Annotated in this window: 24 protein-coding genes; 11 read left to right on the top strand and 13 right to left on the bottom strand. The window is 72.6% G+C overall.

Features of this window, described 5'->3' with window-relative positions:
• Nucleotides 1-147 precede the first annotated feature (147 nt).
• Nucleotides 148-1,116, top strand: a complete 969-nt coding sequence (locus tag WMF22_RS43735) for a deoxyribonuclease IV (protein WP_438033557.1) — start codon at nucleotides 148-150, stop codon at nucleotides 1,114-1,116.
• Here WMF22_RS43735 and hutU read toward each other — a convergent pair.
• On the bottom strand, nucleotides 1,031-2,704 hold the full coding sequence (gene hutU / locus WMF22_RS43730) for a urocanate hydratase (RefSeq protein ID WP_437295829.1): 1,674 nt from the start codon (nucleotides 2,702-2,704) through the stop codon (nucleotides 1,031-1,033). The two genes, WMF22_RS43735 and hutU, sit on opposite strands and share 86 nt — an antisense overlap.
• A gap of 188 nt (nucleotides 2,705-2,892) precedes the next feature.
• Between hutU and WMF22_RS43725 the strand changes: the two genes are divergently transcribed.
• A complete protein-coding gene (locus WMF22_RS43725; RefSeq protein ID WP_438033556.1) occupies nucleotides 2,893-3,240 on the top strand; it encodes a hypothetical protein in 348 nt (115 codons plus the stop codon).
• A gap of 111 nt (nucleotides 3,241-3,351) precedes the next feature.
• Here WMF22_RS43725 and WMF22_RS43720 read toward each other — a convergent pair whose 3' ends face one another.
• From WMF22_RS43720 to WMF22_RS43705, 4 genes are all read right to left on the bottom strand, one after another.
• A complete protein-coding gene (locus WMF22_RS43720) occupies nucleotides 3,352-5,418 on the bottom strand; it encodes a protein kinase domain-containing protein (RefSeq protein ID WP_437295827.1) in 2,067 nt (688 codons plus the stop codon).
• A gap of 16 nt (nucleotides 5,419-5,434) precedes the next feature.
• The gene (locus WMF22_RS43715; RefSeq protein ID WP_438033555.1) at nucleotides 5,435-6,415 is read right to left on the bottom strand and encodes a hypothetical protein; all 981 of its coding nucleotides are present in this window, start codon (nucleotides 6,413-6,415) and stop codon (nucleotides 5,435-5,437) included.
• 237 nt (nucleotides 6,416-6,652) lie between these two features.
• Entirely contained in the window at nucleotides 6,653-7,441 is a 789-nt protein-coding gene (locus WMF22_RS43710) for a hypothetical protein (protein WP_438033554.1), read from the bottom strand.
• Nucleotides 7,442-7,514: 73 nt separating this feature from the next.
• Nucleotides 7,515-7,820, bottom strand: coding sequence for a YfhL family 4Fe-4S dicluster ferredoxin (locus WMF22_RS43705; RefSeq protein WP_012240614.1), 306 nt, complete (start codon nucleotides 7,818-7,820; stop codon nucleotides 7,515-7,517).
• A 168-nt stretch (nucleotides 7,821-7,988) separates the two neighbouring features.
• On the opposite strand from WMF22_RS43705, the gene WMF22_RS43700 reads away from it, so the two are divergent.
• The 6 genes from WMF22_RS43700 (at nucleotide 7,989) to lpdA (ending at nucleotide 13,611) form a co-directional block, all read left to right on the top strand.
• Nucleotides 7,989-8,729, top strand: coding sequence for a hypothetical protein (locus WMF22_RS43700; RefSeq protein ID WP_438033553.1), 741 nt, complete (start codon nucleotides 7,989-7,991; stop codon nucleotides 8,727-8,729).
• Nucleotides 8,730-8,854: 125 nt separating this feature from the next.
• Entirely contained in the window at nucleotides 8,855-9,811 is a 957-nt protein-coding gene (locus WMF22_RS43695; RefSeq protein ID WP_438033552.1) for a HEAT repeat domain-containing protein, read from the top strand.
• Nucleotides 9,808-10,419 carry a DUF4149 domain-containing protein gene (locus WMF22_RS43690; RefSeq protein WP_437295822.1) on the top strand — a complete coding sequence of 204 codons (612 nt, stop codon included), beginning with the start codon at nucleotides 9,808-9,810 and terminating at the stop codon, nucleotides 10,417-10,419. The genes WMF22_RS43695 and WMF22_RS43690 overlap by 4 nt, the downstream gene beginning before the upstream one ends.
• Nucleotides 10,420-10,458: 39 nt before the next feature.
• Nucleotides 10,459-10,734 (top strand): hypothetical protein, encoded by a 276-nt coding sequence (locus WMF22_RS43685; RefSeq protein WP_437295821.1) that lies wholly within the window; start codon nucleotides 10,459-10,461, stop codon nucleotides 10,732-10,734.
• Between the two features lie 115 nt (nucleotides 10,735-10,849).
• Nucleotides 10,850-12,043: a thiamine pyrophosphate-dependent dehydrogenase E1 component subunit alpha gene (locus WMF22_RS43680; protein WP_437295820.1), complete on the top strand. Its 1,194-nt coding sequence runs from the start codon at nucleotides 10,850-10,852 to the stop codon at nucleotides 12,041-12,043.
• Nucleotides 12,044-12,204: 161 nt separating this feature from the next.
• Entirely contained in the window at nucleotides 12,205-13,611 is a 1,407-nt protein-coding gene (gene lpdA / locus WMF22_RS43675) for a dihydrolipoyl dehydrogenase (protein WP_437295819.1), read from the top strand.
• 76 nt (nucleotides 13,612-13,687) lie between these two features.
• Here the strand turns inward: lpdA and WMF22_RS43670 are convergent, their stop codons facing one another.
• A complete protein-coding gene (locus WMF22_RS43670; protein WP_438037329.1) occupies nucleotides 13,688-14,842 on the bottom strand; it encodes a bifunctional methionine sulfoxide reductase B/A protein in 1,155 nt (384 codons plus the stop codon).
• Between the two features lie 103 nt (nucleotides 14,843-14,945).
• Nucleotides 14,946-15,968 carry a hypothetical protein gene (locus WMF22_RS43665; protein ID WP_438033551.1) on the bottom strand — a complete coding sequence of 341 codons (1,023 nt, stop codon included), beginning with the start codon at nucleotides 15,966-15,968 and terminating at the stop codon, nucleotides 14,946-14,948.
• Nucleotides 15,969-16,162: 194 nt separating this feature from the next.
• Here WMF22_RS43665 and gloB point away from each other — a divergent pair, with 194 nt between their 5' ends.
• The 3 genes from gloB to WMF22_RS43650 all read left to right on the top strand — a co-directional run bounded on the left by gloB (nucleotide 16,163) and on the right by WMF22_RS43650 (nucleotide 19,743).
• Nucleotides 16,163-16,918 carry a hydroxyacylglutathione hydrolase gene (gloB, locus tag WMF22_RS43660; RefSeq protein WP_437295817.1) on the top strand — a complete coding sequence of 252 codons (756 nt, stop codon included), beginning with the start codon at nucleotides 16,163-16,165 and terminating at the stop codon, nucleotides 16,916-16,918.
• Between the two features lie 66 nt (nucleotides 16,919-16,984).
• Nucleotides 16,985-18,802, top strand: a complete 1,818-nt coding sequence (locus tag WMF22_RS43655; protein ID WP_438033550.1) for a 1-acyl-sn-glycerol-3-phosphate acyltransferase — start codon at nucleotides 16,985-16,987, stop codon at nucleotides 18,800-18,802.
• Between the two features lie 32 nt (nucleotides 18,803-18,834).
• Nucleotides 18,835-19,743, top strand: a complete 909-nt coding sequence (locus tag WMF22_RS43650; RefSeq protein ID WP_438033549.1) for an NAD(P)-binding domain-containing protein — start codon at nucleotides 18,835-18,837, stop codon at nucleotides 19,741-19,743.
• A 42-nt stretch (nucleotides 19,744-19,785) separates the two neighbouring features.
• Here WMF22_RS43650 and WMF22_RS43645 read toward each other — a convergent pair whose 3' ends face one another.
• The 6 genes from WMF22_RS43645 to WMF22_RS43620 form a co-directional block, all read right to left on the bottom strand.
• On the bottom strand, nucleotides 19,786-20,805 hold the full coding sequence (locus tag WMF22_RS43645) for a ParA family protein (RefSeq protein ID WP_437295814.1): 1,020 nt from the start codon (nucleotides 20,803-20,805) through the stop codon (nucleotides 19,786-19,788).
• Nucleotides 20,802-21,986, bottom strand: coding sequence for an ATP-binding protein (locus WMF22_RS43640; protein WP_438033548.1), 1,185 nt, complete (start codon nucleotides 21,984-21,986; stop codon nucleotides 20,802-20,804). The genes WMF22_RS43645 and WMF22_RS43640 overlap by 4 nt, the downstream gene beginning before the upstream one ends.
• Before the next feature lie 8 nt (nucleotides 21,987-21,994).
• On the bottom strand, nucleotides 21,995-22,171 hold the full coding sequence (locus WMF22_RS43635; protein ID WP_437295812.1) for a hypothetical protein: 177 nt from the start codon (nucleotides 22,169-22,171) through the stop codon (nucleotides 21,995-21,997).
• Nucleotides 22,168-22,566 carry a hypothetical protein gene (locus WMF22_RS43630; protein ID WP_437295811.1) on the bottom strand — a complete coding sequence of 133 codons (399 nt, stop codon included), beginning with the start codon at nucleotides 22,564-22,566 and terminating at the stop codon, nucleotides 22,168-22,170. Before WMF22_RS43630 ends, WMF22_RS43635 begins: the two co-directional genes overlap by 4 nt.
• A gap of 286 nt (nucleotides 22,567-22,852) precedes the next feature.
• Nucleotides 22,853-23,698, bottom strand: a complete 846-nt coding sequence (locus tag WMF22_RS43625) for a hypothetical protein (protein WP_437295810.1) — start codon at nucleotides 23,696-23,698, stop codon at nucleotides 22,853-22,855.
• A gap of 248 nt (nucleotides 23,699-23,946) precedes the next feature.
• Nucleotides 23,947-24,252 carry a M28 family peptidase gene (locus WMF22_RS43620; protein WP_437295809.1) on the bottom strand — a complete coding sequence of 102 codons (306 nt, stop codon included), beginning with the start codon at nucleotides 24,250-24,252 and terminating at the stop codon, nucleotides 23,947-23,949.
• Between the last annotated feature and the right edge of the window lie 178 nt (nucleotides 24,253-24,430).

The raw sequence follows: 24,430 nt of genomic DNA, 5'->3' as shown, positions 1-24,430 counted from the left end.
CGCAGGGGGACGGACGAGGCGGCCCGGGCGTTGCCCTCCTGCGTGAGGGCGCGCGGGTGCGCGCGGATGGCGGATGCCGTGGCAGATCCGGTGGGCTCGGGGCAATGCCTTGCCGGCGGCGGGGAAGCGCCCCAAGCAGTGCGGCCCATGATCTTCGGCGCGCACGAGTCCGTTGCTGGCGGCCTTCACCGCGCGATCGCGCTGGCGGGGGAGGACCGCTGCGAGGCGGTGCAGATCTTCACCAAGGTCTCGGGCCAGTGGCGGGAGCCGGCGCTGAGCGCGGAGCAGATCGCCGCGTTTCGCGCCGCGCGCGCGGCCTGGGCCGGCGCGGGCGCGGGCGCGGGCGCCGGCCGAACACTCGCCCACGCGAGCTACCTCATCAACCTCTGCGCGGACGACGCCGCGATCCTCGAGCGCTCGCGGGAAGCGCTGTTCCAGGAGCTCGCGCGGTGCGACGCGCTCGGGATCGACTTCGTGGTGTTCCATCCGGGCGCGCACCGCGGCCTCGGCGAGGAGGCCGGCCTCGACCGCATCGGCGAGAGCCTGTCGATCGTGCTCTCTCGCGGGAAGGGGCTCCGCGCGCGGCTGTGCATCGAGAACACGGCCGGGCAGGGGTCGACCCTCGGCGACCGCGTCGATCAGATCGCCGCGATGATCGAGCGCGCCGGGCCGGAGGGGTCGCGGCTCGGGGTCTGCGTCGACACGCAGCACGCCTTCGCGGCGGGGCACGACCTCCGGAGCGAGGCCGGCTACGAGCGGTTCTGGGGCGACTTCGGCCGGCTGATCGGGCTTCATCGGCTGCAGTGCATGCACGTGAACGACTCGAAGGCGGCGCTCGGCCAGCGGGTCGATCGGCACGAGCGCGTCGGCGACGGGGAGATGGGGCTCGCGCCGTTCTGGCGCCTCGCGAACGACGCGCGGCTCGCGCGCGTGCCGGCGGTGATCGAGCTGCCGCCGCTCTCGAAGGAGCGGCGCGGCTACCTGGAGGAGATCGCGCGGCTGCGCGCCCTCGAGGGCGCGGCGGAGCCGGTCACCCTGCCCGGTGCGGCACCCGGACGCCCTTCTCCTCCGCCACGCGGCGCGCCGTCTCGTAGCCCGCGTCGGCGTGCCGGATGATCCCCATCCCCGGATCGATGGTGAGCACCCGCTCGAGCCTCTGCCGAGCGGCCTCGGTGCCGTCGGCGACGATCACCATCCCGGCGTGCAGCGAGTTGCCGATCCCGACGCCGCCGCCGTGGTGGAAGCTCACCCACGACGCGCCGCCCGCCGTGTTCGCGAGCGCGTTGAGGATCGCCCAGTCGGCGATCGCGTCGGAGCCGTCCTTCATCGCCTCCGTCTCCCGGAACGGCGACGCGACCGACCCGCAGTCGAGGTGGTCGCGCCCGATCACGATCGGCGCCTTCACCCGGCCGGCCCGGACGAGCTCGTTGAAGGCGAGCCCGACCTTCGCGCGATCGCCGTAGCCGAGCCAGCAGATCCGCGACGGGAGCCCCTGGAACGCGATCTTCTGCTCCGCGAGCTCGATCCAGCGGCGGAGATCGGCGTCGCCCGGGACCGCCTCGAGCACCGCGCGGTCGGTGGCGAGGATGTCCTCGGGATCACCCGAGAGCGCGACCCACCGGAACGGGCCCTTGCCCTGGCAGAACAGCTCGCGCACGTACGCCGGCACGAAGCCGGGGATCGCGAACGCGTCCTCGGCGCCCGCCTCCATCGCGCAGGTGCGGATGTTGTTGCCGTAGTCGAAGACCTCGGCCCCGCGCCGCTGCATCGCGAGCATCGCCTCGACCTCCCTCCGCATCCCCGCCTTCGCGCGCGCGACGTACTCCACGGGATCGCGGGCGCGGAGCTCCGCCGCCTGCTCGAGCGTGAGCCCCGGCGGGACGTAGCCGACGAGCGGATCGTGCGCCGCGGTCTGCTCGGTGACGAGGTCGGGCGTGACGCCGCGGCGAACGAGCTCCGGGTAGACGTCGGCGGCGTTGCCGCAGAGGGCGATCGAGCGCGGCGCCCCGCGCTGGACGCTCTCGAGGACGGCGTCGAGGGCGCGGTCGAGATCGTCGATGCGCTCGTCGACGTAGCGGGTGCGGAGCCGCTTCTCGATGCGCGCCGGGTCGATCTCGACGCCGAGGCAGGCCATGCCCGCCATGGTCGCGGCGAGCGGCTGTGCGCCGCCCATGCCGCCGAGCCCCGCGGTGAGCACCCAGCGCCCGCCGCCCGGGGCGCGCGCCGCGTGCGCCTTCCGCGCGGCGACGAACGTCTCGTAGGTGCCCTGCACGATGCCCTGCGAGCCGATGTAGATCCAGGAGCCCGCGGTCATCTGCCCGTACATGGTCAGGCCGAGCGCCTCGAGCCGGCGGAACTCGTCCCACGTCGCCCACCGGCCCACGAGGTTCGAGTTCGCGAGCAGCACGCGCGGGGCGTCAGGGTGCGTGCGGAAGCGGCCCACCGCCTTGCCCGACTGCACGAGGAGCGTCTCGTCGTCCGCGAGCTCCCGGAGCTCGCGGACGATCACGTCGAACGCCTCCCACGATCGCGCCGCCTTCCCGGTGCCGCCGTAGACCACGAGATCGTCGGGGCGCTCCGCGACCTCCGGATCGAGGTTGTTGTGGAGCATCCGGAGCGCGGCCTCCTGGATCCACCCCTTGCAGCTCCGCTCGCTTCCCCGCGGCGCGCGCACCACCCGGGCCCCCTGCTCTCCGGTCGTCATGCTGTCGTGTACTCCACCCGGTCCGGATCGACCAGAAGGCGCGGCGTCCGCCGCGCCGCGCGGCGAGGCGAGGCGCACGCCGCCGCGCGACGCGAGCCTGCTCGATCCTCTCCGGGGCAGCCGGCTTCGTCCGAACCGGAGTATGCTTGCTCGGGGCGCGCGCAGCGCCCGTGTGTCCGGGAGAATCCATGATCTCGACGATCCGTTCGGCCCTCGCGCGTTGTCCGGTCCGGGCCCTCCAGCTCGCAGCCCTGGCGCTCACCCTCGCGACAGCGGGGTGCGACAAGGTCGGGTGCTTCGAGTGGACCGAGATCGAAGGGGCATGCCCCTCCCAGGAGGAGGCGCTCGCCTATTTCGGAAGCGACTCGTGCGGCGGCGAGGTCGAGTCGGTCGACAGCGAGCCAGAGTACGACGACGGTTACTGCTGCTACGACATCACCAAGCGCGACGAGTACGGGGGCACCTGCACCTCGCCCGGCGGGCGCATCTCGCCGACGCAGCCGGCGCCGCCGCCCGCCCCGTCTCCGTCGAACTGAGCCGGCGCGCCGGACACCCCGCGCCCGCGCATCGCGGGCCTCGCGTGCGGCGCCGCCTCCGCCCTGGTTCATCGAGCCAGAGCTCGTCCAGCGCGTTCCTGTCGAGCTCCTCTAGAGCTCGTCCAGCGCGTTCCTGTCGAGCTCCTGGAGCGCCGCGAGATCCCGCGCCGCGAGCTCCTCCACGTCACCGGGAGCCTCGCGCGGATAGGCCAGCGTGAGCTCGCCGTCGTGGACGTAAAGATGCTGGCTGTCGATGCACCCGTGTGCGCCTCCGGCCGCGTGGAGCGCCGCGATGGCCTCGCCGAGGCGCGCGCGCTGGGCCCTGGTCAGCGCGCGCGCCTCGTCGGCGAGCGCGCGGCCCTGGGGCAGCGCTATCCAGACCTCGCCGCTCGCGAGATCGACCCGGAGGACGGACGTCAGGGCCGCGTGGCCGGCGCGCGCGAAGGCCCGGGCCCGGGCGAGGGTCGCGTCGTCGAGCTGGAGCACGAGGACGTCGCGATCGAGCCAGGCGTCGTGCCAGCGCCCCTCCGTGTCCCGGCCGTCGCCGACCTCCAGGGTCGCCGCGAGCCGGGCCGCCGTCGCCGGCGGCGCGTCGCTCGATCGCGGCCGGCCGCTCCCGCGCGACCGCCGCGGCCGCGGGCGCTCTGGCCAGGCCATCGCGGTGATCGCGCGGCGCGCCTCGAACGCGTCGCCCGGCCGCGCGGCGGGGTCCTCCGCGAGCAGCGCCGCCACGGCCGCGTCGTGGGCCGCCGTGAGGTCCGGATGGACCTCGCTCGGCGCGGGATCGAGCCGCCCGCGCACGGCGGGGGCGGGCGGCTCTCCGGTGAGCAGCTCGGCGAGCACCGCGCCGACGCCGTACAGATCGCTCGCCAGCGTCGCCGGTCGGCCCATGCGCTGCTCCGGCGACATGTACGCGAACGTCCCGATCGCGCCCGCCGTGGCGGTGGACGACAGATCCCCGAGGTGCGCCGCGCCGAAATCCGCGAGGTGAGCCGTCCCGATCTCGTCGAAGAGCACGTTGCTCGGCTTCACGTCGCGGTGGAGGATGCCGAGGCGGTGCGCCTCGCCGAGCGCGGACAGGAGCGCGCCCGCGATCTCGACGGCGCGCGCGGGCGTGACCGGATCCCCCCGCAGCCGCTCGATCAGGGACCCGCCCGTCATCCAGGCGAGCACCATCGCCGGCCCTTCGGGGTGGTACGCGCGGAGCGCGACGACGTTCGGGTGCCGGAGCTGGGCGAGGGCGCGCGCCTCGCGCTCGAACCGGAGGAGCGCGTCGCGGCCCGCTCCGAACGCCGCGCCCGCGAAGATCTTCACGGCCACGCGCTCCGCCGTGATCCGGTCGCGCGCCTCCACCACGCGCGCGTGGGGCGTGGCCGTTACCTCGCGCAGGGTCTCGTAGCGCCCGAAGAGGAGCGGCCCGACGGGCGCGGGGCCCGCGGGAGGAGCGCCCGCGGCGGCGCTGCCGGGAGCGGCGCCTCGCGACGAGAGCGCTTCCTGGCCGGGCGGATCGAGCCGGGCGAGCTCCTCGCGGACGGTCCGCGCGGCGTCCTCGAGCCCGAGCTCGCTCAGGCAGCGGCCGAGCAGCGGCAGCGCGCGGGCCCGCTCGGCGGCGGCGGGCGGCAGCTGCTGGAGCGCCCGCACGGCGGCCTCGGTGCGGCCGTGGCGCGCGAGCAGATCGCCCAGCGCGAGCCACGCCGCCGCGTCGCCCGGGCGGCGGCGGAGCGCGGCCTCGAGCACCCGCGCGCCGTCGGCGGGGCGGCCGGCGAGCTCGAAGCTCTCGGCGGCGCGGCACGCGTCGTGGGCCGCGGTGAACGCCTCCGCGGCCGCCGCGTGAGCGCCGAGCGCCGCGAACAGCGCGCCCGCGTGCCGCGAGAACCCGCGCGCCGCGAGGTCGGCGGCGGCGCGCAGCGCGGCGTCCCGGGGCGACGTGGCGGCGATCCGATCGAGCGCCTCGCGCGCGAGCGCCTCGTCGCCGCCGAGCGCGGCCATCAGCGCGGCGCGGGCCGGGTCCCCGGCCGCCAGCGCCTCCCGCGCCGCGCCGGCGAAGTCGCAGACGCGCTCGAGCAGCTCGGAGGCGCCCGCGTGATCTCCGGCCGCCGCGAGGAGCGCGGCCCCGCTGTCGCGCTGCCCGATCGCGGCGAGCTCGGCCGCGCGACGTCGCAGATCCTCGTACGCCACGCCGATGTCGGCGCCGTCAGCGCGCGGCGATGCGCGCTCGGCCGTTCACGGAGAGGTCGAAGCGCACCTCGCCGAGGTCGATCCCCGAGGTGTTGATCGGCACCTGCCGCGTCCGGTGAACGGCGAGCGTCGCGTTCGCCGGCAGAGGCCCGAGCGTCGAGGGATCCAGCAAGGAGCCCGGGATCACGCCCCGCCCGGTGTCCTTGAACGCGCACCGCACGGTCGCGCCGTGGGCCGAGGTCACGTCGACGTAGATGATGTCCCGCGTCCGTCCGGCCCCGCCGCCCTCGTCCGCGCGCCACTGCACGACCGCGCCGACCCCTGCGTCGAGATCGACGCCGTCGGCCAGCTCGGCGTCGCCGATGCGCACCTCCTCGGGACCCGCGGGGGCATCGGCCTCGAACGCGAACCGGTCGAGCTGCCCCGAGCCGGAGCTCTCGAACACGTACCGCGCCGGCGCAGGCAGATCGCTGGTGGCGTCGCGCGACGTGTAGAACACGCCGAAGACCAGGGCGCCCACGTCCGGGAACGCGCGGGCGGCGAGCGGCATCTCGGTGCTCTCGGTCTTCATCGTCACGTCGCCCGCGTCGAGGAGCTCGATGGGGCTGAGCGAGCTGAAGCTGCTCGCCTCGTCGTCGGCGGCGGGCGAGAGGACCATGCAGCTGCCGGCGGAGGGGAGGACGAACGGCTTCCCGACGGCCCCCTCGGCGAGCTCGGGATCCATCGCGGACGAGAGCCGCATGAACTTCGCCAGCACGTTCGTGACCGCCCCCGCCCCCTCGGCGTTTGCGCTCGGAAGCGCGGCCTCGTCGAGCTCACCGGGGGTGGCGGCCGCGGCGGCGTCCCGGCTCAGGTTGATCGCGCGTTCGACGCGCACGACCCCCTGGGTGACCACCCCGTTGACCTCCGTCGCGTCGCCCGCGACAGGCGCCGAGCAGCCGACGAGAGCCGCACCGGCGAGCAGGCATGAGGTGGCGAGGGCGCCGTGGGGACGCATAGATCCGAGTCTAAGACGGGTCCTCCGGCCGGGCAAGCGCCTGTGCTTGCCACCGAAAATGGCAGGGAATCCGTATCGTTGCGTTTTGTGGCGTTTTCTTGCGCTTTGCCGCGCTTTGCCGCAGCTAGTCACGCTTTGTTGCGTTTGGTTACGTGCGTTTACGTGCGTTTACGTGAGGTTACGCTCCGACGCCGTGCTCGACGACGTTGCAACGTCGTTGCGTTTATTTCGACCGTGTCAGAAGGTGACCGTGAGGCCGCCGCCCGGGGCGACGGTGCCCTGATCGATCGCGACCGGATCGCCGGCGATCTCGCCCTCGGCGTGGTGGTAGGTCGCGCTGGCCTCGACCGCGACGTGCACATGGCGGAAGCCCGCGCGGATGCCCAGCACGAACCCGAGCTGGAGATGCTGGCCCGACGCGTCGACGAGCGGTCCTCGGAGCGCCGCTCCGGCGGCGGGCAGCCGCACCTCGCCGCCGAGGAGCTCGAAGCCCAGCCGGGGACCGAACCAGAGCGCGTAGAGATCCGCGTCCGACCGGAAGCCGAGCAGGAGAGGGACGTCGAGCCCTGCGCCGTGGACGTCGATCCCCTCTGCGCTGGGGCCCGGCCCGCCCGCGAGCAGCGCCGAGGCGCCGAGGCCGATCGACAGGGCCGCGCCGCCGAGCGGGAACGCGTGGCGCCCGTCGAGCCGGATGGCTCGCCCCGTGTACGTCAGCCCCGCCTCGTTCTCGCCCTCGATCCCGACGCGGGCGCTGGCCCAGGGCGCGACGCCCGGCGACACGGTGATCTCGGAGAGCTTTCGCCGCGCGGCGCCCTCCGCCGTCGCCGGGCCTGGGGCGCTCGCCCCTGCGTCCGCCGCTCCGGCGACGACCATGTCACCCGACAGGCCGCCGCCGAGGCGCACGGCGCCGGGACGGAGGACGTGGGCCGGGTGGAGCAGCGGACCGCTGCCATGGCAGCCCGCGCAGGCACCCGCGAGGACCACTGCGGCCCAGCGCCGGATCACGGTGTGACCCGGGCGCCGCATCGAACCGACGGTGCCGGCGGAGGCATGGGAAGCGCGGCCGGAGAGGCGACGCGATCGTGCGCGAAGACGCGCGCTACTTGCGGAAGCGCGAGGGGTAATCGTTGGCGGCGGCCCGCTTCTTCAGCTCCCCATCGTCGGGGTGCAGCCTCACGGCGCGCGCGATGAGGACCTCCTCGGTCTCCACGATCTGCGGGTTGGGCAGGCAGCATTCGACCGGGCACACGGCCTGGCACGCTTCGTGATCATAGAAGCCGACGCACTCGGTGCAGAGCTCCGGATCGATCACATAGATCTCGTCGCCCTCGCTGATGGCTTCGTTCGGGCATTCGGGCTCGCAGGCGCCGCAGTTGATGCAGTCTTCGGTGATGTAAGTCGCCATGGCCTTCGCTTCGTTCTCCGGGGTCACCCCGGTCCGCTCGTTTGTAGAGGCCTGACCGCAAGGTGTCAATTCGGGCGGAAGCCAGCGCCGGTTCCGGCACGGCATCGTGGGCGTCGTGGGCCTGCGCTTGCGCGCGGGCGCCCCTGCCGGTACTAAGCGGCCTCCTCGATGCTCCGCCTCACCGAGCCCGCCCACCTGCTCGTCGTCCTCGGCGCCTCCTGGCTGCTCGCCGGATGTGGCCCCCAGATCGGCGATCCGTGCACCTCGTCGCTCGATTGCGTGCAGGCAGAGCAGCAGCTCCTCTGCGATGGGACGCAGCCTGGCGGTTACTGCACGGTCTTCAACTGCGAGCCGGACAGCTGCTCCGGGAGCAGCGTCTGTGTCGCGTTCAACCCGGTGATCGATCCGGCGTGCAGCGAGCTCGAGAACGTCCGCTGGCCGCGCTTCGAGCGGACCTTCTGCATGGCCACCTGCGATGAGGACGACGACTGCCGCAGCGGCTACTCGTGCGTCGCGCTGGGCAACATCCAGGGGGCCGCGGGGATAACGCCGGGCGAGCGCAGCGCCGCGATCGTCGACGCCAGGCCGGACGGCTCGAGGGCTTGCCTGCCGAACCCGCCGTCTGCGTCGAGCGTCGCCAGTGAGCCGCCGGGCGGCGCCGAGAGCGAGCCTGGGGTGTGCAGGGCCGCTCCTGAACAGACGGAGGAATGGACCCCCTACACTCCGGATGCCTCGGGCGCAGGAGGCGCCGGCGGCGCTGGAGGGTCGGGTGGCGCGGGAGGCGCCGGCGGCTCGGGTGGCGAAGGCGGCTCGGGCGGCGAAGGTGGCGGCTCGGGCGGCGCTGGCGGCGGCTCGGGTGGCGCTGGCGGCGGCGGCTCGGGCGGCGCTGGCGGCTCGGGCGGCGGCTGAGCGCCGCTCGGTGCGGCCCGGCTTTGCGCATCGACCGTGCTAGCGTTGGCCGCGTGTTCGGACCGGCCCCCGCGAAAAGGACGCTCGAGGCTGCGCTGCGCGACGTCGCTTCGCAGAAGCCCGCCGTGCGCGCCGAGGCCGTGAGCGACCTCGTCCTGTATGCCGCGACGGCACGGGAGCAGGTCGTGCGCGCGATCGAGGGCGTGCTCCGCGTCGATGAGCACGCGGCGGTCCGCGCGGCGGCGGCCATCGCCCTCGCCGACACGAAGGCCGTCGAGGCGCTCCCGGCCCTGCTGCTCGCCGTCGAGGACGCGGATCCCTACGTCCGGCAGATGGCGATCACGGCGCTCGGCGAGATCGGCGACATGCGGGCCACGGGCCGGCTCCGGCGCGCCCTCTCGGACGAGCGGCCCGAGGTGCGCTTCCAGGCGGTGATCGCGTTCCCGCGCGTCTGCGCCCAGCAGGCCGACGCGATCGAGGCCGTCATGCAGGCCACCCACGACGACGACCCGCTCGTCTGCCACATCGCGCTGCGGATGTTCGAGGAGCTGGGGGAGTCCAGCGGCGAGCTGCCTCCGCTGGGCATGGAGCGGGCCCGCGCGCTGCTCGGCCACGCGTCCCCGCTCGTCCGGGCGGGGGCGGCGGTCGTCACCGCGCGCTTCGGCGATCCGGTGGGCCACCCCGTGCTCGCCGAGATCGTGGGAGGAAAGCTCGACGGGGTCGATCGCGAGGACGAGGCCGCGGCCATCGAGCTCTGCGGCGAGCTCGGCCTCGCCGCTTCGCGGAGCGCCCTGGAGCGGCGCGCGTTCGGGCTCAGGCTCGGCTTCGGCCGCGATCCGCTGCGCTGGCACGCGCGCGTCGCGCTCGCGCGGATGGGCCACGAGCGCGCCATCCGCGACATCCTCAGCGAGCTCGGCGCGTGGGACCGCCACAAGCGCACGCTCGCCGTCGCGGCCGCCGGTCGCGCCCGCCTCTCGGCCGCCCGCGCCGCGATCGCGGCGATGCGGGGAGACGAGCGGAAGGCCGATCAGGGGGCCGTCGAGGAGGCGCTCGCCGTCCTCGCTGCGGAGGTGGATGCATGAACGATGGAGCCCAGTTCAGCGAGGCGGACCTCGCCCCGAGCCCCGAGGAGCGCGCCGCGTCGCGCCGCTCCCTCATCGATCGCGTGGCCGCGAGCGTGGCCGCGCTCGCGGCGGGGGCCTGGGTCGGCGGCATCGTGGCGCTGGGCGCCTGCGCTGCCCCGTTCGTCTTCCGGCTCGCCCCGGCCCCCTTCTCCGGCGACGCGATGAGCGCGGCGTTCGCGCGCTTCGATCAATTCGCGCTCGGCGCCGCGGTGATCCTCCTCGGCGCGGAGGTGGCGCGCACCTGGGCCGCGTACCGCCTGGGCGCCGGCCGCGCGGCGCGCGTGCGCCGGGTCGTCGCCATGGTGCTGGCCGGGTGCGCCGCGTACGTCGGCCTGGCGCTCACCCCCCGCATCGCGGCGCTCCACCGCGAGGGCGTCCGGCGCGGCGAGGGGGAGCTCGGCATGGAGCTCGAGCGCGTCCATCGCCGCGCCGAGCTCGTGAGCAAGTCGGAGGTGTTCCTCGGCGCGAGCCTGGTCCTCTTGCACGTCTTCACGCTCGGCGCGCGCCGCCCCGAGCAGGACGACGACGAGGAAGCGGCCGCCCCGCTGCCGCCCGGCCCGCGGTGAGGACGCCGCGCGTCGCGCCCCACGACACGGAGGGATCCGATGCCGCGTGACAACAAGCTCTACAGCGGCTTCGTCAACCACGACTACATCCTCACCTTCTCGATCGCCGACGAGGCGAGCCGGTCGCGCCTCGTCGCGCTCTGCGCCGGACCGTGGCAGGGCGACGAGGTCACGCCCGACACGTGGGAAGTGTCCAACACGCTGAGCCCCGATCAGATGGAGCGCGCCATCCTCGATCTGATGGGCGACGCGGACCGCGCCGCTTACTACTACCTCTCGGACAGCAAGCGGATGTTCCGCGTCCTGCTCGGCTGAGCTCGTGCGCGGGCGATGTGATCCGCTTCCCCCCCGGCGCGCCGCGGGGGCGGGAGGGGCGTCCCCGCGGGCCGAAGGGGCCGCGAGCGCGGTCATTTCGCGGTATGGTCCGGCCATGAGCGAGCTGGAAGCCACGCCGCCCGGCGCCTCCGCGAGGTCCGCCGCCGACGCCCCTCCACCTCACGCGCCCACGTCCCGACCCGGGGAGGGGGCCGACGAGGGCTTGCTCAGCGTCCTCCGGGACGATGGATCCCTGGATCCCGCGACCGACCCCTGCCTGAGCGACGCGCTGCTGCTGCGCGCGTACCGCGAGATCAAGCGCCTCAGGCTGCTCGACGCGCGCATGCTCCTGCTCCAGCGGCAGGGGCGGGTCGGCTTCTACGGCGCGTGCACCGGCCAGGAGGCGACGCCGATCGCCACGGCGCTCGCGGTCGAGCCCACGGACTGGATCTTCCCCGCGCTGCGCGAGAGCGTGACGATGCTGGTGCGCGGCTTCCCGCTCCGCACCTATGTGGCCCAGGTGTTCGGCAACGCGGGCGACCTCCTCCAGGGGCGCCAGATGCCGTCGCACATGAGCGGGCGGCAGGTGAACCAGGTGTCCTGGTCGAGCTGCATCGGCCCGCAGCTCCCGCAGGCGGTCGGCGCCGCGTGGGCCGCGAAGCTGCGGCGCGACAGCACCGTCGTGGTGGGGTTCATGGGCGACGGCGCGACGAGCGAGCCCGATTTCCACAGCGCGATGAACTTCGCGGCGGTCTTCAGGGCGCCGTGCGTCATGATCTGCCAGAACAACCACTGGGCCATCAGCGTGCCGACGGACCGGCAGACGGCCTCGAGGACGATCGCCGTCAAGGGGCGCGCCTACGGCGTGCCGTCGGTGCGGGTCGACGGCAACGACGTCATCGCCGTCTACCGCGCCGTCTCCGAGGCGGTCGCGCGGGCTCGTGGCGGCGGAGGCCCCAGCTTCATCGAGGCGCTCACCTACCGCGTCGGCGCGCACTCCTCGAGCGACGACCCGAGCCGCTACCGGTCGCAGGAGGAGGTCGATCGCTGGACGCAGCGCGACCCGCTGCTGCGCCTCGGGCGCCACCTCGCCGGCCGCGGGCTCCTCGACGACGCCGCGGAGTCCTCCCTCGAGGCGGAGCTCAACGCCGAGATCGCCGCCGCCGTCGCCGAGGTCGAGGCCATGGGCCCGCCTGCCCGAGAGACCCTGTTCGACGACGTCTACGCGGAGCTGCCCTGGCACCTGCGCGACCAGCGCGCAGAGCTCCTGCGCTCCCCGAAAGCGCCGCCGCACGGCGGCGGGCGCTGACCTCGGGGAGGGATTTCCCCTCGCTGCGAGGTCGTGTAAGCCCCGGGCACCCAGGGACGGCTCGCGGTTGCGGGCGCGGCCTCAGGGCTGTCGGCGAGGGGCTTGCCTGATGAACCCCGGCGCCCCTAGTTCCAGTCTTCGAAGCGCACAAAAGGACAAGGATGAAGACCTACGACGCAATCGTGATCGGAGCCGGCCCCGGCGGTTACCCCTGCGCCATCCGGCTCGCTCAGCTCAAGCAGAAGGTGCTCTGCATCGAGAAGGAGAACGTCGGCGGCGTCTGCCTCAACTGGGGGTGTATCCCCTCCAAGGCGCTGATCTCCGCCGCCCACCTCTACGAGAAGTCGCAGGCCGGCGCCGCGATGGGCATCAAGGTCAGCGGCGTCGAGCTCGACGCCAACAAGATGCAGGACTGGAAGGAAGGCATCGTCAAGAAGCTCACCGGCGGCGTCGGGTCGCTGCTCAAGGGCAACGGCGCCGACGTCGTGAACGGCACCGCCACGGTCGTGGGGCCGAAGCGCGTGGACGTGACGCGGGCGGACGGCTCGGTGGAGCAGTTCGAGGCGACCAAGGCGATCGTGATCGCGACCGGCTCGACGACCATCGAGATCCCGACGTTCAAGTTCGACGGCGACGCGATCATCGGCGCGAAGGAGGCGGTCAGCCTGCGCCGCATCCCGAAGCGGCTGATGGTGATCGGCGGCGGCGTCATCGGCCTCGAGCTCGGCATGGTCTACCAGGCGTTCGGCGCCGAGCTCATCGTCGTCGAGGCGCTGCCGGAGCTGCTCACGGGCGTCGACCCCGACTGCACCAAGATCGTCGAGCGCAAGATCCTGAAGCGCGGCGGCACGATCCACAAGAACGCCAAGGCGCTCGGGTACGAGAAGCAGAAGGACGGCTCGGTCGGGGTGAAGATCCAGTCCGACGGCAAGGAGCAGACGATCGTCGTCGACACCGTGCTCGTCGCCGTCGGCATGCGGCCGAGCAGCAAGGGGCTCGGCCTCGAGAAGGTCGGCGTGACGGTCGATCAGCGCGGGTTCGTCCCCACGGACAAGTTCTGCCGCACCAACGTGCCGTCGATCTACGCCATCGGCGACGTCAGCGGGCCGCCCCTGCTCGCGCACAAGGCGACGAAGGAGGGCGAGATCGCCGCCGAGGTCATCGCGGGGCACAAGGCCGAGAAGGACTGGGTCGCGATCCCGGGCGCGATCTTCACCGATCCGGAGATCGCCACGGTCGGGCTCACCGAGGCGGAGGCGAAGGCGAAGGGCCTCGAGGTCAGCATCGGCAAGTTCCCGTTCTCGGTGCTCGGCAAGGCCATGGCCATGAACGAGACCGAGGGCTTCGTGAAGATCGTCGCCGACAAGAAGACGAAGCAGGTGCTCGGCGTCCACATCGTCGGGCCGGAGGCCAGCACCATGATCAGCGAGGCGTCGCTCTCGCTCGAGATGGCGGCCTTCCTCGAGGATCTCTCGCTCACGATCCACCCCCACCCGACCCTCGGCGAGTCGCTGATGGAAGCCGCCGCCCACGCCATGGGCGCCGCGATCCACATCGCCAATCGCTGACCCGCCCGCTCTCGATCATCACCAGCCTGCGCCGTCGACGAAACCATCGAGTCGACGGCGCGGGCCACCGCCCTCATCAATCACGCATGAAATGGCACGTGTACCCGGCCGGGTACTTCTCCAGGTACTTCTGGTGGTACTCCTCGGCGCGCGTGAACGGGCCGGCCTCCACGATCTCGGTCACGAGCGGGGCGCGCCACTTGCCGCTCTTGTCGACGCGCGCCTTCACCTCCTCGGCGATGCGGCGCTGCTCGGGCGTCGTGAAGAAGATCGCTGAGCGGTACTGCGTCCCGACGTCGTTGCCCTGGCGGTTCCGCGTCGTGGGATCGTGCATGCGGAAGAACCACCTCTCGAGCAGCTCGGCATAGGACAGCTTCGCGGGATCGAAGACGATGCGCACCGACTCGGCGTGGCCCGTCGATCCGGTCTTCACGTCTTGATAGGTCGGCGCCTTCGTCCGGCCGCCGGCATAACCGACCTCCGTCTCGAGGACCCCGGGGATCTGCCGGAGGAGCTCTTCCATCCCCCAGAAGCAGCCGCCCGCCAGGACGGCCGTCTCCAGCGTCGTCTGGCACCCAGGCGCCTCCCCCGGCGCCGGCACGGCGCAGGCGTTCGCGCTCGCTTGCACCCGAGGCGCGCCGCGGCGGCCCTCGAACAGCGCCCGATAGGCCCCGTAACCCTCCGCCTCGAGGCGAGCCAGCGGGATGAACCGGAGGGACGCCGAGTTGATGCAGTAGCGCAGCCCGCGGGGCGCGGGCCCGTCCTCGAAGACGTGCCCGAGGTGCGAGTTGCCGGCCTTGGAGCGCACCTCCGTTCGGACCATCCCGTGGGTCCTGTCCGAGCGCTCCACGACCCGCTCCGGCTCGACAGGGCGCGTGAAGCTCGGCCAGCCGGTGCCCGAGTCGAACTTGTCGAACGACGTGAAGAGCGGCTCGCCGCTCGCGACATCCACGTAGAGGCCCGCCTCGTGGTTGTCCCAGAAGGCGTTGCGGAACGGCGGCTCGGTCGCGTCGCGCTGGGTGACCTCGTAGGCGAGCGGCGTGAGCTGCTTGCGCAGCTCCTCATCCGACGGTTTGCGATAGGTTCTGTCCGACATCGTCACAGCCTCCTTGGACCCCGGAATCACCTTGCTCGCCCTCCCTGTATCGCCAGCGCGAAAGCACGCGAACACGGCGGCGCACGCGATGAGGACGAGCGCGAAGAGAAGACCAGCAGCGCGGAGCCGTTTCATCATCCACCTGGCCTGTCGAGGGTAGCGCACCTGACCCTCCTACGCCCCGTGGCGCCGCCGGTTTCGCCCGGCGAGCGCGGCCCGCGCGGCGCCGGCCCCGGCGTTACGGGCCGCCGCTCTCGAGTGAGGCGTCGCGCTCGCCGTCGCTCTCGCCGGCGCCCCGCTCGAAGCACTCGGCGGGGATCTCGCGCGCGCGGCGGACGAGGCGGGTCGCCCCGATGAACGCCGACGTGACAGGATCGTAGTAGCCGCTCGCCCCGTGCAGGCCCGGGACCGCGCGCTGGTAATGGCGAGCGACCCGCTCCATGAGCGCCTCGCGGACGTACTTGCCCACCATCGACGCCATCGCGACGCACAGATCCGAGGCGTCGCTATCGCGGACGAACGCGATCTCGCCGAGGCCGGGGAAGCGGTAGGCGCTGCGGGCGCGGCCCTCCTCGAGCACGGCGTGCATCCTCCCCGCGAGCGGGCCGAACACGGCGCCATACTTGCCGAAGCCGCCGACCTTGCCGCACACAGCGAAGACCTCCGCGCCGGCGAGGCCGCGGAGCTCCAGGACGAGGCGCTCCATCGCGTGGAGATCGAGCACGAACCTGTTCTTCCCGGCGCGCGCCCCGTCGTTCATCCGCTTCGCGCAGAGCAGCACCGAGCGCACGGCGACGACCTCGACCCCCTTCTCCGAGAGCTTGTCGAGGTCCTTGCCGATCGTGCAGACCAGCTCGTCGGGCGCGGTGAACGCCTCGCCCTCCGCCGACCAGCACTGCTCCTCGACGTGGCCCGGGCAGAGCGCGCGGAGCGCGGGGCGATCCTCGAGCGCGACGGCGTGGAGCAGCTCGTCCACCGACGACGCGCCGCTGGCCGTCCCGTCGCGGCCGCGGCCGCAGCCGCGCGCGACCAGCGCGCGAGCCCAGGCCTCGCCGAGCGAGACATCCCCGTGCGCCACGAGCTGCTTCGAGTCGCCGAGCCGCTGGGCGAGGGCGCCGCGAGGGGCGCGGCCGGCGACCTGCCAGCCCGCCTCCGTGACGCGCGCGAGGACCGCCGTCACCACCATCGGGCCGAGCCGCGGGCCCAGCCCGTTCTCATCGACGCCGATGCGGTAGCGGACGGAAGGCTCGGCGGACGTCATGCCGGCCCCTCTGCCACACCCTCGCGCCCGCGTCACCGCGCGGATCTCCGCCAGGCCGCCCGCCGTCCCGCTCGAGACCACTTGCCGGTTCGGTCGCAAAATTCTCAAACTTTCTCGAGCTCATGCGCGATCCGCCGCGCCGCGCGCACCTTTTCCCCGGCTCTCGCCGGGGGCGCCGCTATAGTCGACGCCTCATGCGCATCCTCCCCGTGCCCTGCCTCAGCGACAACTACGCGTACCTCGTGGCCGCGGACGGGCGGCGCGAGGCGATCGTCATCGATCCCTCGGAGGCCCAGCCGATCATCGCGGCGCTCGAGCGCGAGAAGCTCAGTCTGGTCGCCATCGTCAACACGCACCATCACCACGATCACGTCGGCGGCAACGAGGCGCTCCGCGAGCGTTACGGCGACCTCCCGGTCTATGCGCACTCGAGCGACGTCGGGCGCGTTCCCGCGCAGACGGAGCGGGTCGAGGAGGGCACGCCGGTCCAGGTCGCCGGCCTCACGCTCCAGCCGTTGCATGTCCCCGGCCACACGCTCGGCGCCGTCTCGTATTGCGTCGAGGACGTTGTGTTCACCGGAGACACGCTCTTCATCGCCGGATGTGGCCGCATGTTCGAGGGGACGCCGGAGGTGATGCACGCCTCGCTCTCCAAGCTCGCCGCGCTCCCGGCGCACACGCGCGTCTTCTGCGGTCATGAGTACACCGTGAACAACCTCCGTTTCGCCGAGGCGGTCGAGCCCGAGAACGAGGCTGTCCGCAGGAAGCTCGCGGCCGCCCGCGCGGCCCGGGAGCGCGGCGAGCCCACGGTCGGGAGCACGATGGCCGATGAGCTCGCGACGAACCCGTTCCTGCGCTGTGGCGAGCCGAGTTTGAGGGCGCGCTTCCCGGGCGCCGCGCCGTCCGACGTGTTCGCCGCCGTGCGTCGCGCGAAGGACGATTACCGCTGACTTCCGGCGTCGCGCGCGGCCGTATTCCGCTCGCGCCCGCCGTCCGATTTCTATACGACTAGGCCCATGGACTCCCGCGCTCCCATCTTCGGGTTCAACGACGCGCGCGACGAGATCGTGCGCACCGTGGTCGACCGGGTCGTCGGCTCCACGAGGGATCCGCTGCTCGCCATGAACGAGGCGGCGTATCAGGAGGCGAAGCGGCTCGAGGGGTCCCGGAAGCCGCAGGACGTCCGCGAGCTCGCCGAGTGGCAGCGGCTCGCCCGCTCGCTCGGCCGCATGCACGACGCCGAGCGCCGCCGCCGCCTGCGCGAGCTCTCGGAGGAGTACGCGTGGGACATCGCGGGGAACTTCGACCGGCGCGTCTACCAGCTGTCGTCGCGGCTCCTGCCGCCGGTCGTGAGCGCGCTGCTCGCGCCGCGCAAGCTCATGACGGTGGTCCGCGACCCGCTCAAGCTCGTCAGCCTCGAGCTCCTGGCCGACCGGGTGCTCGTGGAGGGCCCGCTCGCGAAGCTCCGCTCGCTCGTGCAGCGCGGCACGGCCGTCTACGTCCCGACCCACCTGTCGAACATGGACTCGATCGTGTTCGGCTATGCCCTCGAGCGCGCCGGCCTGCCGCCCGCCACGTACGGCGCCGGCAAGAACCTGTTCACGAACCCGGTCCTCTCGTTCTTCATGCACAACCTCGGCGCCTACCGCGTCGACCGGCGCATCCGGCACAACCTCTACAAGGACGTGCTGAAGACGTACTCGGGCGTGCTCCTGGAGCGCGGCTACCACTCGCTGTTCTTCCCGGGGGGCACGCGGTCCCGCTCGGGAGGCGTGGAGCGCAAGCTCAAGCTGGGCCTTGTCGGCAGCGCGTTCGAGGCCTACACGCGGACGCTGCAGAGCGGCCGCGAGCGCCGCGTCTTCTTCGTCCCGGCCACGATCAACTACCTCATCACGCTCGAGGCCGAGACGCTGATCGCCGATTTCCTCTCCGAGGCCGGCAAGGGCCGCTTCATCATCGAGGACGACGAGTCGAGCCGCATCGGCCGGATCGCCTCGTTCCTGCGCAAGCTCCTCGCGATGAACGCCGCGGTGGTCATCCGCTTCTCCGACCCGCTCGATCCGTTCGGCAACCGGGTCGACGAGCTCGGCCGCTCGTTCGACGCCCGCGGTCGCGAGGTCGATCCGGCGAGCTACGTGAGGGATCAGGGCGGCAAGGCGGTCATCGACGCGGCGCGCGACGCCCAGTACGCGCGCGAGCTCGGCGAGGAGATCTGCCGGGCGTACGCGCGCGACACGGTCGTGATGGCGACGCACGTCGTCGCGGCGGCGAGCTTCGCCCGGCTCCGCAGCCAGGCGCCCGCCGCGGATCTCTTCACGGTGCTCCGGCAGCGCGACGTGCTCACGGTGCCGCGCGACGACCTCGCGGCCGACGTGGTGGCGCTCTGCGATCGGCTGCGCGCGCTGGAGCAGCGGGGGTGCATCGTGCTGGGGGAGGACGTCCGGCTCGGCTCGGGCGGGGACATCGTCGAGCGCGCGCTGCGCGCCTTCGCGGGCTACCACTCGTCGCCGGTGCTCGACTCGAGGCCCGACGGCATCGCGATCTGCGACACCAACCTGCTCTTTTACTACCAGAACCGCCTCGCCGCCCACGGGGTGGCGTGGGACGTCATCGCCCCGCCCGGCGTCCCTTCCGGCCTGCAGGTCCAGCCGCCGCTCCCGCCGCTCGAGCCCGCCTCGTCGCCGCCGCCGTTGGAGGAGCCGCGGGGCTCGGCCTCGTCCGCTTCGTCGTCCTCACCGGCCTCGTCCGCTTCGTCGTCTTCACCGGCCTCGTCCCGCGCGGGCGAGGCGGACGCGCACGTGGGCTCGATGAACGGCGCCGGGGGTGGCCAGTGAGCGCCCCGGGGAGCGCGCTTCCGGCGCCTTCGGTGGGGGTCATCGGCGGCGGTTTCTGGGGCGTGGCGCTGGCGCTCGCGGCCAGCCGCACCGGCGCGGAGGTCCTGCTGTACTCGCGCCGCGAGCAGCCGCGGATCAAGGGCGGCCCGCGGATCGTGCGGGACCACGCGGAGGTCGCCCGGGCGCGGCTGCTCGTGATCGCGGTGCCGTCGAACGCGGCCCGGACGGCGCTGCGCTCGCTCGGCGATCACATGGACGGCTCGCACCTCGTGATCCACGGCGTGCGCGGCCTCGAGGGGGAGGCGCTGAAGACCGTCTCGGACCTGGTGCGCGAGGAGACCCCGGCGCGCCGGGTGGGCGCGCTGGGCGGCCCGGTGCAGGAGGACGAGCTCCGGGAGGGCCGTCCCTCGGCGATGGTGTGCGGCTCGCGCTTCCCGGAGGTCCACGCCGCGGTGACCGCGGCGTTCCAGTCGGACGCGCTCCGCGTCTACACGACGCCGGATCTCCAGGGCCTGGAGTGGGCGTCGGCGCTTGTCGGCTGCCTCGCTGTCGGCGTCGGCTTCGCCGAGCAGGCGGGCGCGGGGCCGGGGTTGCTCGCCGCGCTCATCTCGAGGGCGGTCGACAGCGCGGCCCGCATCGCCGCCGCGGCGGGCGCGGAGGAGCGGACGATGCTGGGGCTCGGCGGCTACGGCGACCTGCTCGCCTCGATCCGGCTCGAGGGCCGCCCCGAGGTGGTGCTCGGCAAGGCGCTCGCGCGCGGCAGGACGCTCGACGAGGCGGTCGCGGAGGCCAGGCTGCGGGTGGAGGCGATCCCGCTGATCCCGCGCGTCGTGGCGTTCGCCAAGGCGCGGAAGGTGGATGCGGGGGTGTTCGAGGCGCTCGAGACGATCCTGAAGGGCGGCGCGCCGAGGGCGGTGCTCGATCGGATGTTCGCGGCGTGAGCGACTCGCCTCCGGGGCGACGGCGCCGCCTGGCGGGCTAGCTCAAGCTGCGCGCGAGGTTAGCGGGATGCCGGCGCCGGCGGCGATGCGACGAGCTAGCGCCTCGAAATCGCGCCTGCAGTCCTGGACAGCCGCGGCATGGCTGCCGATGGCGCCGTCGGCGGGCTTGAGCAGGAACATCGGCTTCCGCGCCTCCTGCGCCATGGGCATGAGGCTGCGGTAGTGCCGGATCGTCGCGAGCAGGTGCGGATCCGGGCTGGGCGCGCCTCCTTCCTCATTGAGGAGCGCCTGGCGATAGACCTCCGGAATCTTGTCGATCCATCGCTGGTACGCCTTCACGGGATGCCCCTCACGCGCTGCATGCTGGAGGATGACGTACCCGATGGGGCACATTTCGCCCCTGGGAACGGAGAGCTCCGTCGGGCGCGCTTCGTTGTCGAGGCGCTTCTTCCAGCCGCGCCGCCACTGCGCGAGCGTCGGCCCCAGGTTGCGCAGCCCTTGGAGGGAGAAGACGTCGGCGCCGAGCGGCACGACGACGAGATCCGAGGCGACGAGCGCTGCGCGGTTGAGAGCGCCGAGGTTCGGGCCCACGTCGACCAAAACGAGCTCTGCCTCCGCCTGCGCAGCTGCGCGCTCCATGATCCGGTGGAATGCGCTCATCACCCGGAACGCGTCCGGCGCTTCGCCCCGGCTGTCGCTCAGGCACTTGTTCCACGCCTCGGCGAGCCGGTCCTCGAAGAGGCTGAGGCCGAGGTCGCCCGGGACGAGCGAGAGCGCGCTCCACAGATTGCTGTCCACGAGCTCCACGTGTGGTTGCGCGAGATCGCCAATGTGATCCATGAGCGGCTGGATCGCGCCGAGGATCGTGTGCGGGTGCTCATGGTTCGGCCAGAGCTGCTCGAGCCGATCGACGGGCAGAAATGCCGTCGTCAAATTGGATTGAGGGTCGAGGTCGACGGCGACGACGCGCTCGCCGAGCTCGTGGTACATCCACGCGAGGTGATAGACGAGGGACGTCTTCCCGACTCCCCCCTTGTTGTTGAAGAACGCGATGGTCTTCACGGACGCCTCTGCACCAGGGCGAGGAAGCGGTTGTATGCGGGCTCGAAGGTCGCCGGTGGAGAGCCGTTCGCGGCCAGCTGAGCCTGCGCGAGCGCGATGCCGCGCCCGAACCGGTTGACGAAGCCCAGCACCTTCGCGGCCTCGGCGAGGACGGGGTTGCGGTAGGCGGTGCCGTGCGGGAACTGCTCGGGCGTGAGATCGGGGTAGAGCCCGCCCGGGCTCAGGATCTCGAGGCGGTCCGCGAAGTGATTGACCATCACCTGCGTGGTCGATCCATCGTAATTGCGGTGGATGATCGCGTTCATGAGCAGCTCATGGAGCGCCCGTCGCGGGTAATCGTACACGGTCCGGTCTCCCCCCTCGTCGAGCGCGACCGGACGGGCACCCTCGATCTCGGCCGCCAGCTCGTCGAGGCCTCGCATCACGCTCAGCAGGTCGCCCGAGAAGCGCCGCTCTTTGAGGACATCCGCGGCCTGCGTCGTGCCGTCGTACCGGACGTACTGCACGTAGTCGCCAGGCAGGAAGTATAGCGGATCCTTGGCGAAGAGCAGGACACCGGCGTTCGTGGGGCAGCCTGCCCTCGGATCGAAGAAGCGCAGGGCAGCGAGCTGCTGCTCCGGGGTGCGGTGGTTCTCCTCGAACACCTCGGGCGCGACGGCGTACAGGCGATAGCTCAGCGTGAAGAGGTCGAGCGACAGATCGGACAGCGAGGCCTCGCGGCACGGGCGCGCGTCCCAGGTCCGGGCCAGCGTCGTCCTGCGCTCGGCGAGGACACGCTCGTCCTGCTCGCTGGCGATGGCCTTGCGCGGGCCGACGCGGATCCAGATGCGGCCCCGATAGCGGACAGGAGGCAGATCGGAGGGGAGCACCTCCACGACCGCCATGTCACCTCCGTCGAGGGACCACTTCTGCACGGTCATGACCGGAAGTGGCTGGATATTACCGTCCGATCGGAAGGCTGCCAGGGTCTGGAGCAGGCGGTCGTCGATGAGGAGGTTGGATGGCGTCCCGTCGTCGTTCGCGCCGATGAACAGGTAACCCGGCTTGCGGTGACCAGGTAGATCGTTGGCGAACGCGCAGATCGCCTGACCGATCTTGTCGGCATCCTTCGCCGACTGGGTACGCTCGACCCGATCGGACTCGATGTCCTGGAGCGTCTCTTCCAGATCTTCCCGTCTCATGAGGTGCATCAGCTCCGAGGACCGCAGCGCCTCCAGGGAGGTGAGGGCTGCTTCGCGGGCAGTATGTCCTTGGATCGGCAGCGGAACAACGCTCCCGGCGGCGCGATCGCTCCGGCGCCTCCGGTGGGGATGAGCTCGAGGCCGCCCTTGACGAGCACATCGATGAGCCGGCGCAGGTCGGTCACGCGCGCTTCCTTGCTGCGCGGCCGGCGCGCTGGAGCTCGGCCGCGAAGCGCTGGAGGTCCATCAGCTTCAGCAGGCGCTGTTCCGGCGTCAGCTTCAGGTTCTCCCGGAGCAGGCTGCGGTCGACGTGCTTCTTATAGAGCTCGATGATCGGATCAGGCCGGTCCACCGGATTCACGCTCGGCTCCTCGGCATGCTGCGGCGGTGACGAGGCTGCCGCCTGCGGTCCGCCGTCCTGCCTGTGCTGCTCGCCATCCATGGGCCGATCATGCCACGCCGGGCCCGGGCCGAGCCATGACGGGGTGTCACCGAATCGCTCGTCGATGTCGTAGCGATTGCCGGGGAAGGCAGCGAACGTCTTCCGCTCCTCGCGTTGGTAGCGGCCGGCTGCGTCCATGTCGACGGGGCGGTCGAACCGCCCGTTGCACTATCGTCTCGACAGCGGCGGAGCGGTCGGACCGCCACTCCGGCATCGATTCAAGACCCGGGGAGGCGGTGGGATCGCCGTTTCGGCGTCGATCTCGACCCACGGGAGGCGGTGGGACCGCCTTCTGAACAGCTATCCCGACAGCAGCGGGGCGGTCGGACCGCCCCGCCGGCGTCGCGATGCCGCCTGCAGGGGCGAGCCGACCGCTCGAAGGGCGTACTTCCGGTGGGATTGGACCGGTCGGACCGGTCGGTGCCTAGGCCGTCTGTGCGTCCGACGGATCCGCGGGCTCTCCCCCCGCCCCCTCGTCCGCTGCCTCCTCCTTCGCCGGCCCCGCGCGCCGCGCGCCGCCCCGGCTCGCGAAGAGCGACGGCGCGATCGCATCGTGGTCCCCCTCGGCCCAGCGCAGGTACGTGACCCCGCGGCGGCACTGGTCGTACGCCCGCACGAGCAGCGTGAACGCCCGCGCCCGCCGATCCGCCGGATCGGCGGCCCTGGGCGCCGGGAGCCCCGGCTGGTTGCGGGCGCCGAGGGCGACGAGCAGCTCCGGGCCGAGCTTCGAGGCGCGCTCGACGTCCGCCCACTCCACCGTCGTCCTGTTCTTCACGGCGTCCCACGCCTCGCCGAACAGCGCGCCCAGCGCGACCAGATCGTTGGCCGTGTCGAGGTGGCCCTTGCCGCTCCGGATCTCCGCGACCCGAGCCGCGTCGACGAAGCCCTTGTGCGCGAGCGCCTCCGCCGCCACGAGCAGGTCGGCGCGCAGCGCGGACGCCTCGTCGAGGAGCGGCTTCAGCCCGTCCTCGCCCGGACCGGCGGGCAGCGCGAGCAGGTGCGCGTACCAGGCGCCGAGCGCGTAGCTCATCAGCTTGTCCAGCGCCTCGATGGGGAACCTGGGCAGCTCGTCCACGAAGCGCGCGCGCAGCGCCTTGAGGTGCGGGACGGCGCCCACGGCGACGGCGACCGCGCGCGGGATATCGACGTTGATGGGGACGACCTTCTCGACGCGCTCGAGCTCGGGCTCGATCTGCGCAAACGCCTCGGCAGCTTCGTTCGGCGCGCTCGGCTTGGCCGGCGCTGACTTCTTTTGTCTCGGTCTCGCCACGATTCCTCCCTTGCGGCCGCGATGGCTGCCCGCTGAATGCGGACATGGGCTATCCGTGCGAACAGCCCAGCGCCATCTCGGCCATCGGGCATCCTATCCGGAGGCGCTGACAACCTGTCAACGACCCGCCGCCAGCGCCGCGCGACGGATTCTTGCCTCGGCCGATCGAGACCGAGGTTCCGGTCGCACCGGCGCGGCGCGCGTGCGCCGTCCGGGGAGGAGCGAACGGCACGGCGACGGGAGAGCGCTCACTCGTTCGCGAGCGCGAGGACGGCCTGGGCCACGCCGGTGACGACCTTTGCAGCGCGCGGGTAGTCGAGCGTATCCGGCGTGTCCTTGTCGGTGTGGTAACGCCGGTTGCGCAGGAACGCCGTGTCCGTGATCATGACCGCTGGATAACCCGCTTCCCAGTAGCTCCGGTGGTCGGACCAGTCCACGCCCTGAACGAGCGCCGGAGCGCTCAGGGAATAGGCGGGCAGATCGGTCGCGCCGCGCATCGCCCCCTTGACGGTGCGAACGAGAGAGAGCCCCTCCAGGTTGCCGATCACGGCCACGAAATTCCCCTTCGTGGGATAGAGCAGGGCGAGCGGCGCCAGCGGGAACGCCTGGCTGTCCTCTTCGTCGGAGAAATACCCGATCAGGCGCCGCCGCGGGCGAGCTCGCCGGGGCCAGCGGGCGCCGAGGCCGGCGGGCGCCGGGCGATCTCGGCGCCGGCCCGCGCGTCGCGGCCGG

It is taken from the genome of Sorangium sp. So ce204 (assembly GCF_051526795.1).
Classification (GTDB): Bacteria; Myxococcota_A; Polyangia; order Polyangiales; family Polyangiaceae; genus Sorangium; species Sorangium cellulosum_B.
This window is presented reverse-complemented; position numbering and strand designations above follow the sequence as displayed.